General features: G+C 66.5%; 7 protein-coding genes and 1 pseudogene. 5 read left to right on the top strand and 3 right to left on the bottom strand.

The genetic code is table 11. From position 1 onward, the window contains the following. A pseudogene (locus MAA8898_RS26935) lies at window positions 1-147 on the top strand (IS630-like element ISSpo6 family transposase); the annotation flags it as partial. A gap of 303 nt (window positions 148-450) precedes the next feature. Here MAA8898_RS26935 and MAA8898_RS24225 read toward each other — a convergent pair. Continuing rightward, window positions 451-1821 carry a class II 3-deoxy-7-phosphoheptulonate synthase gene (locus MAA8898_RS24225; RefSeq protein WP_094023602.1) on the bottom strand — a complete coding sequence of 457 codons (1371 nt, stop codon included), beginning with the start codon at window positions 1819-1821 and terminating at the stop codon, window positions 451-453. A gap of 176 nt (window positions 1822-1997) precedes the next feature. Here MAA8898_RS24225 and MAA8898_RS24220 point away from each other — a divergent pair, with 176 nt between their 5' ends. After that, window positions 1998-3008 (top strand): GlxA family transcriptional regulator, encoded by a 1011-nt coding sequence (locus MAA8898_RS24220; RefSeq protein WP_094023601.1) that lies wholly within the window; start codon window positions 1998-2000, stop codon window positions 3006-3008. Next, entirely contained in the window at window positions 3005-3529 is a 525-nt protein-coding gene (locus MAA8898_RS24215) for a GNAT family N-acetyltransferase (protein ID WP_217900536.1), read from the top strand. The genes MAA8898_RS24220 and MAA8898_RS24215 overlap by 4 nt, the downstream gene beginning before the upstream one ends. A 12-nt stretch (window positions 3530-3541) precedes the next feature. On the opposite strand, the gene MAA8898_RS24210 is transcribed toward MAA8898_RS24215, so the two are convergent. Beyond that, window positions 3542-3961, bottom strand: a complete 420-nt coding sequence (locus tag MAA8898_RS24210; protein WP_141194941.1) for a hypothetical protein — start codon at window positions 3959-3961, stop codon at window positions 3542-3544. Between the two features lie 188 nt (window positions 3962-4149). Beyond that, window positions 4150-5268, bottom strand: a complete 1119-nt coding sequence (locus MAA8898_RS24205) for a PQQ-dependent sugar dehydrogenase (RefSeq protein WP_094023598.1) — start codon at window positions 5266-5268, stop codon at window positions 4150-4152. Window positions 5269-5431: 163 nt separating this feature from the next. On the opposite strand from MAA8898_RS24205, the gene MAA8898_RS24200 reads away from it, so the two are divergent. Continuing rightward, window positions 5432-6616: an ABC transporter substrate-binding protein gene (locus MAA8898_RS24200; RefSeq protein WP_094023606.1), complete on the top strand. Its 1185-nt coding sequence runs from the start codon at window positions 5432-5434 to the stop codon at window positions 6614-6616. A gap of 96 nt (window positions 6617-6712) precedes the next feature. Then, on the top strand, window positions 6713-7498 hold the full coding sequence (locus tag MAA8898_RS24195) for an ABC transporter ATP-binding protein (protein ID WP_094023597.1): 786 nt from the start codon (window positions 6713-6715) through the stop codon (window positions 7496-7498). The last annotated feature ends 24 nt before the right edge of the window (window positions 7499-7522 follow it).

Genomic DNA, 7522 nt, shown 5'->3' with positions numbered 1-7522 from the left:
GCCTTCTCTAAGCTCAAGGCCCAACTCAGACGGATCGGCGCGAGGACATTCACCGAAATGTTCAAAGCAATCGGTCATGTCTGCGACCTCTACTCGGAGCAAGAATGTTGGAACTACTTCAAGGCTGCTGGATATGTCTCAGGTTAAAGGCGTGACGCTTTAGGCAAAGGTTTACCGCGCGAAACTGATGTTCGCGTCCGGGGTGATCCTGGCCTCTTTCGCGAAAGTGGCGGTGATCTGCCTGGCCATCGGCCAGACCCGAAAGCGCCGCAGTCCGCGAGGGGGCCAAGGCGCTCGGCCGCGATGACGCGCAGCGGCCAGTCGTCATTTGCGGCCCCATGGACCTGCGCCCGCGCTCCGCTGATCCGCGCCCTGTCCGCCCGCCTGCGTGAAAAAGGGGCCCGAAAGGACCCCTTTTCCATTCGTTTCCAGACACCTGAGCGGCGATCTTCAGCCGTTCGCCGCCTCGGCTGCCTTGGCCCGGCGCGCCACCAGTTCCTCGGCTACGAGGAAGGCCAGCTCCAGCGACTGCGAGGCGTTCAGACGCGGGTCGCAGGCGGTGTGGTAGCGGTCCGACAGGTCCTCTTCGGTGACTTCGCGCACGCCGCCGGTGCATTCGGTCACGTCCAGGCCGGTCATCTCGAAGTGCACGCCGCCGGGGATCGTGCCCTCGGCCTCGTGCACGGCAAAGAACTCGCGCACCTCGCGCAGGACCGAGTCGAAGGGCCGCGTCTTGTAGCCGGTCGCGGACTTGATGGTGTTGCCGTGCATCGGATCGCAGACCCAGGTCACGGTGGCGCCCTCTTCCTGCACCGCCTGGATCAGGCGCGGCAGGTTCTCGGCCACCTTGCCGGCGCCGAACCGCGCGATCAGCGTCAGCTTGCCCGCCTCGTTGGCCGGGTTCAGCTTGGACATCAGCACCTTGAGGTCTTCGGCCGTGGTGGTCGGGCCGCACTTCAGGCCCACCGGGTTCAGGATGCCGCGGCAGAATTCGACGTGCGCGCCGTCCGGCTGCCGCGTGCGGTCACCGATCCAGACCATGTGCCCGGAGCCCGCCAGCCACTTGCCCGAGGTCGAGTCGTTGCGCGTCATCGCCTCTTCGTATTCCAGCAGCAGCGCCTCGTGCGAGGTGTAGAACTCGACAGTATGCAAGGTGTGCGCCTGCTCGTTCGAGACGCCGGCCGCGCGGATGAAATCCAGCGCGTCGGTGATGCGCGAGGCCATGTCGCGGTAGCGCGCGGCCTTTTCGCCTTCGGTAAAGCCCAGCGTCCACTGGTGCACCTGGTGCACGTCGGCATAGCCGCCGGTCGAAAAGGCGCGCAGCAGGTTCAGCGTGGCCGCCGCCTGGGTGTAGGCCTGCAGCATCTTGCGCGGATCGGGAATGCGCGCGTCGGGGGTGAAGGCCAGTTCGTTGATGATGTCGCCGCGGTAGCTGGGCAACTCGACGCCGTTCACCACCTCGGTCGGGGCGCTGCGCGGCTTGGCGAACTGGCCGGCCATGCGGCCCACCTTGACCACCGGGACCTTGGCGCCGAAGGTCAGCACCATCGCCATCTGCAGCATCACCTTGAAGGTGTCACGGATCGAGTTGGCGCTGAATTGCTCAAAGCTCTCGGCGCAATCGCCGCCCTGCAACAGGAACGCATCGCCCCGCCCGGCCGCGGCCAGGTGCTGCTTCAACCGGCGCGCTTCACCGGCAAAGACCAGGGGCGGATACTTGCCCAGCTGCGCCTCGACGGCATTCAGGGCGGCAGCGTCCGTATAGTCGGGCATCTGCACCCGCGGCTTGTCGCGCCAGTTCGCTTTCTGCCACTCGGTCATCTGTTCTCTCCGGTTGATCGTTTCGAGCGCTAACGGAGCCGGTGTATACCCGCCCCCCGCGGGCCTGACCAGCCGTGTTTTTTGCGACATCCCTTGACGCTGACGGGGAGTTCTGACCATCTGAGCCGAACCAAACGCGGTCCGCGCACCGCACCCTGCCTCAGAAGGGTTGCCCCATGTTCCCCCCGTCGCAGCGCCAGGTCGTCGAACTGGACAAGGTGCCTGCCAAGCCGCGCCGCTTTGTTTTCGTCCTGCTCGACAACTTCACGCTGCTGTCGTTCGCCGCCGCGCTGGACTGCCTGCGACTGGCCAACCGCATGTCGCAGAAAAGGCTGTACGAATGGAAACTGGTCGGCGAAGGCGGGTTGACCGCCAGCTGTTCGACCGGGACCGTGTTCCAGCTGGACGGCGACCTGGACGAGCTGCACCGCGAGGACACCGTGGTGCTCTGCGGCGGCATGGACGTGCAGAAGGCCACCACAAAACGCCTGCTGTCCTGGCTGCGCCGCGAGGCGCGCAAGGGCATGACCCTGGGCGGGCTTTGCACCGCCACCTATGCGCTGGCCAAGGCGGGGCTGATGGACGGCAAGAAGGCGACGATCCACTGGGAAAACCAGGACAGCTTCTCGGAGGAATTCGAGGACGTGATCCTGACCAAATCGGTCTTTACCATCGACGGCAACCGGGTCACGACGGCCGGCGGAACCTCGTCGATCGACCTGTTTCTTCAGATCATCGCCAACGACCACGGCGAGGAACTGGCCACCGCCGTGGCCGACCAGCAGATCTATTCCTCGATCCGGACCGACCAGGACACCCAGCGCCTGTCCGTGCCCACCCGCATCGGCGTGCGCCACCCCAAGCTGAGCCAGGTCATCCAGATGATGGAATCCAACATCGAAGAGCCGATCTCGCCGGCGATCCTGGCCAAGGACGTGGGCATGTCGACCCGCCAGCTGGAACGGCTGTTCCGCCGCTACCTGAACCGCTCGCCCAAGCGGTACTACATGGAACTGCGTCTGCAAAAGGCGCGCAACCTGTTGATGCAGACCGAGATGAGCGTGATCAACGTGGCGCTGGCCTGCGGCTTTGCCTCGCCCTCGCATTTCTCGAAATGCTACCGCGCGCATTACAAGACGACCCCCTACCGCGAGCGCGGCGCGCAGGCGACGCGTCTTTCGGTGTGACCGGGGCGGCAGTGGGCGGGATCGTCACGCCGCGCCTGTGCCTGCGGCCCGCCCGCGCCACCGACCTGGAACCGCTGCACGCCGTGCTGTCACATCCGCGTGCCATGCGCTACTGGTCACGCGCCGCGCATGACGACATCGCCGTGACGCGGCGTTTCCTGCGCGGCCTGATGGCGACGGACCTCGAATATGTGATCGCGCGTGACGGCCGCTGCATCGGCAAGGCAGGTCTGTGGCAGGCGGGCGAGCTGGGCTACATCCTGCACCCTGACCACTGGGGCCGGGGCCTGGCCCATGAGGCGCTGTCGGCGCTGGTGCCGCATCTCTGGCGCCGCCTGCCTGACCTGAAGATCATGACCGCCGAGGTCGACCCGCGCAACGCCGCCTCCTGCCGGGTGCTGGAAAAGCTGGGCTTTGCCCACCTCAGGACCGAACAGGGCAACTTTCTCTACGACGGCCACGAATGGTGCGACACCGCCTATTTTGCCCTGTCCCGGCCGGCGGACCTGCCGCCGGCCTGACGGCGCGGCAGGTCAGAACCGCGACATGATATCGGCGACGGAGGTGTTCAGCGTGAAGTTGACCACCACCAGTTCGTCTCCCCGGTCGTGCAGGATCGCGTAGTAAAAGGCGTAGAGCTCGCCGGTCCAGTACATGCGGGCTTCCTGCCGGACACCGCCGCCCAGGTCCGTCTCGCGGAACACCGTGACGCCGGTGAAATCGACGGGCATCGCGTTCAGCAGCTGGGCGTTCACGCCGGCCAGTTGTTCGGCGGTGTATTCGTCGCGGCCGCCCAGCTCCTGAACGAGGGGGACGAAATCGCGCGACATGATCTTTTCGTCGACGAAGCGGGCGTAGTCGTCGTAGCTGGCAAAGACGCTGTCGCGCACCTGCGCCATAGCGGCGGGCGCGGTAAGGCAGGACAGGATCAGCGGCAGGGAAAGGGCGGTCATCCGCATGGGGTCATTCTCCGACAGTTGCAATGCCGCGCACTTTGACAACCTCGGCCCCGGGGCGCCATGGTTTTCTTGCCCGCGCGGCATCACATGCGTCGATGTCACCGTCACGGGCACCCCTCAGGCGACTTGCGAAGATCGCCCAGCAACACCCTGACTAAGAATGCAAAACCTTGCGCAGCGCCTCAGCCGCTTTCGGCCGGGACCAGCCGGTAAAGCGCGCCGTTGCCTTCGCTGAGAAACCACAGCGCGCCGTCCGGTCCCTGCGCCACGTCGCGCACGCGGATCGTCGACTCACCGGAGATACGCTCGACCTCGGCCAGCGGATCGCCGGCGAGCCGCGAGACATAATCGAACTTCAGCGAGCCGACAAAGGCGTTGCCCGCCCAGTCCGCCACTGCGCCAGCGATATCACCATCATAGAAGGTCATCCCCGAGGGCGCGATCGACGGATCCCAGTAGGACACCGGCTGCGCCATGCCCTCCAGCGCCGTTCCCTGTCCGATCTTCGAGCCGTCGTAGTTCACCCCGTAGGAAATCACCGGCCAGCCGTAGTTCACGCCGGGGTCGATCCGGTTGACCTCGTCACCGCCGCGCGCGCCATGTTCGGCCACCCAGAGCTGACCGGAGGCGTCCAGCGCCGCGCCCTGCGGGTTGCGGTGGCCCCAGGACCAGATTTCGGGCAGTGCGCCGTCGCGGTCCAGCAGCGGGTTGCCAGGCGCGGGGTCGCCGTCCCGCGTGATGCGCAGGACGGATCCGTTGTGCATCGCCAGGTCCTGCGCCATCGCGTCGGCGCCCCGGTCGCCGATGGTGACGTACAGATGCCCCTCGGGCGCCTCGACCAGCCGCGAGCCGAAGTGAAAGCCGCCGCCCGACCCGCGCGCGATCTCGAAGATCGTCTCGCCGTCCTCCAGCCGCGTGCCATCCTCGGACAGCCGCGCCCGGTAGACCGCCGTGCCCGACCCGCGAAACCCCTGCCGCTTGGCATAGGTAAAGAACAGCTCGCGCCGCTCGGCAAAGTCGGAGGGCACCAGCACGTCCAGCAATCCGCCCTGCCCGTCCGTCACGACACGCGGGGTGCCGCGCACCTCGGTCGTGACGCCGTCAAGAACGTGCAGCAGGCGGCCGTCGCGTTCCGTCACCACGATCGCGCCTCCGGGCAGAAACCCGAAGGCCCAGGGGATCTCCAGCCCCTCGACCACCGGCTCGGCCGTCATTGGCCCGGCGGCGGTCTGGATCGTCTCTGCGTGCAGCGGCGCGGCCAGTGTCAGGCCAACAGCGAACGTTGCGGCGTAACGCGTCATGGGGGCACCTCCTGTGTCCTTGGGCATATGGACTCGGACGCGCGCGGGACAAGAGGATGACGCTGGGTTTGCACGCGCGCACATGTCGCATCGGGCCTTTTCTTTTCTCGAAAGGCTGAATAGGCTCCGCGCAGGACGCAAGATCCAACTAGGGAGTTAAATGATGAAAAAACTGCTTCTGGCCTCCACGGCCTGCGCGCTGACCGCTTCTGTCGCCCTTGCCGGCAGCCACGCCAGCGAAACCAAGATCGGGGTTCTTCTGGGGTACACCGGCCCGATCGAATCCATCACCCCGATGATGGCCGATGCCGCCGAGCTGGCGCTCAAGGAAATCAACGACTCGGGCAAATTCCTTGACGGCGTGATGCTGTCGAGCGCGCGCGCCGACTCGACCTGCGTCGACGCCGCCGCCGCCACCGCCGCGGCCGAACGGCTGCTGTCCGAAGGCGCCGCCGCCATCGTCGGCGCGGATTGCTCGGGCGTGACCGGCGCCGTGCTGGCCAACGTGGCCGTGCCCAAGGGCATCGCGATGGTGTCGCCCTCGGCCACCTCGCCGGCGCTGTCGACCGCCGAGGACAACGGCCTGTTCTTCCGCACCGCGCCTTCCGACGCGCGCCAGGGCGCCGTCCTGGCCGAGATCCTGAAGGAAAAGGGCATCACCGAGGTCGCCGTGACCTACACCAACAACGACTACGGCAAGGGTCTTGCAGACGCTTTCGCCTCGTCGTTCGAGGGCACCATCACCCTGTCGTCGCCGCATGACGACGGCAAGGCCGACTACTCGGCCGAAATCGGCGCGCTCGCCTCGGCCGGCGGCCAGGCACTGGCCGTGTTCGGCTACACCGACCAGGGCGGCAAGGGCATCATCCAGGCCTCCTATGACACCGGCGCCTTCGACACCTACATCCTGGCCGACGGCATGTACGGCGACAACCTGTTCTCCGAACTGGCCGACGCGCTGGAAGGCTCGTTCGGGTCGGTTCCGTGGGCGCAGGGCGCCGGCGCGGATGCCTTCGCGACGATCACCGCGGCGGCCGGCATCAACGGCGAAAGCTCGTTCACGCGCGAAAGCTATGACGCTGCGGCGCTGATCGCGATGGCCATGATGAAGGGTGGCGCCGCCACCTCCGAGGCCGTGGCCGCCAACCTGCTGGACGTGGCCAACGCCCCGGGCGAGCCGATCCTGCCGGGCGAACTGGGCAAGGCGCTGGAAATCCTCGCCTCCGGCGGTGACGTCGACTATGTCGGCGCGTCGGGCGTGGAGCTGATCGGACCGGGCGAGGCCGCCGGCAGCTACCGCCACTACACCATCACCGGCGGCAAGGCCGAAACCGTCGAGTTCAAGTAATCCGACACGACGCAAGAGAGCAGCCCGGCCCGTCCGGGCTGCTCTTTCGCCATTTGGAGTGAAGCCCGCAAGGGCGGCATCCGTGGGGGTATATCCTTGATCAAGGTGGACAACCTGCACCGGCATTTCGGTGCCTTCCGGGCCGTCGACGGCGCATCCCTGGAAATCGCGGCCGGGTCGATCACTGGCCTCGTCGGGCCGAACGGCGCGGGCAAGACGACGCTGTTCAACGTGATCGCCGGCGCGCTGGAACCGACCAGCGGCAAGGTGACGATGGCCGGCGAGGACATCACCGGCCTGCCGCCGCACGAGTTGTTTCACAAGGGCCTGCTGCGCACCTTCCAGATCGCGCACGAGTTCCATTCGATGACCTGCCGCGAGAACCTGATGATGGTGCCCGGCGGGCAATCCGGCGAAACGCTGTGGAACACCTGGTTCGGCCGCAAGCGCATCGCCGAGGAGGAGCGCGCCCTGCGCGCCAAGGCCGACGAGGTGCTCGACTTTCTCACCATCTCGCACCTGGCGGACCATCCGGCGGGGGCCATCTCCGGCGGTCAGAAAAAGCTGCTGGAACTGGGCCGGACGATGATGGTGAACGCCAAGATCGTCTTTCTGGACGAGGTCGGCGCGGGTGTGAACCGGACGCTGCTGAACACCATCGCCGACACCATCGTGCGCCTCAACAAGGAGCGCAATTACACCTTCTGCGTGATCGAGCACGACATGGACTTCATCGGCCGCATCTGCGACCCGGTGATCGTCATGGCGGAGGGCAAGAAGCTGGCCGAGGGCACGCTGGACGAGATCAAGGCCAACGAGGCGGTGATCGAGGCCTACCTGGGCACCGGACTGAAGAACAAGGACCAGGTGGCAACGGTATGAGCGGTCCTTGCGCATCGGCTTCGA

Origin of the sequence: Antarctobacter aquimaris (assembly GCF_900184945.1) — a bacterium.
Taxonomy (GTDB): Bacteria; Pseudomonadota; Alphaproteobacteria; order Rhodobacterales; family Rhodobacteraceae; genus Maliponia; species Maliponia aquimaris.
The sequence above is the reverse complement of the archived record's forward strand: the minus strand, read 5'-3'. Positions and strand labels throughout refer to the sequence as shown.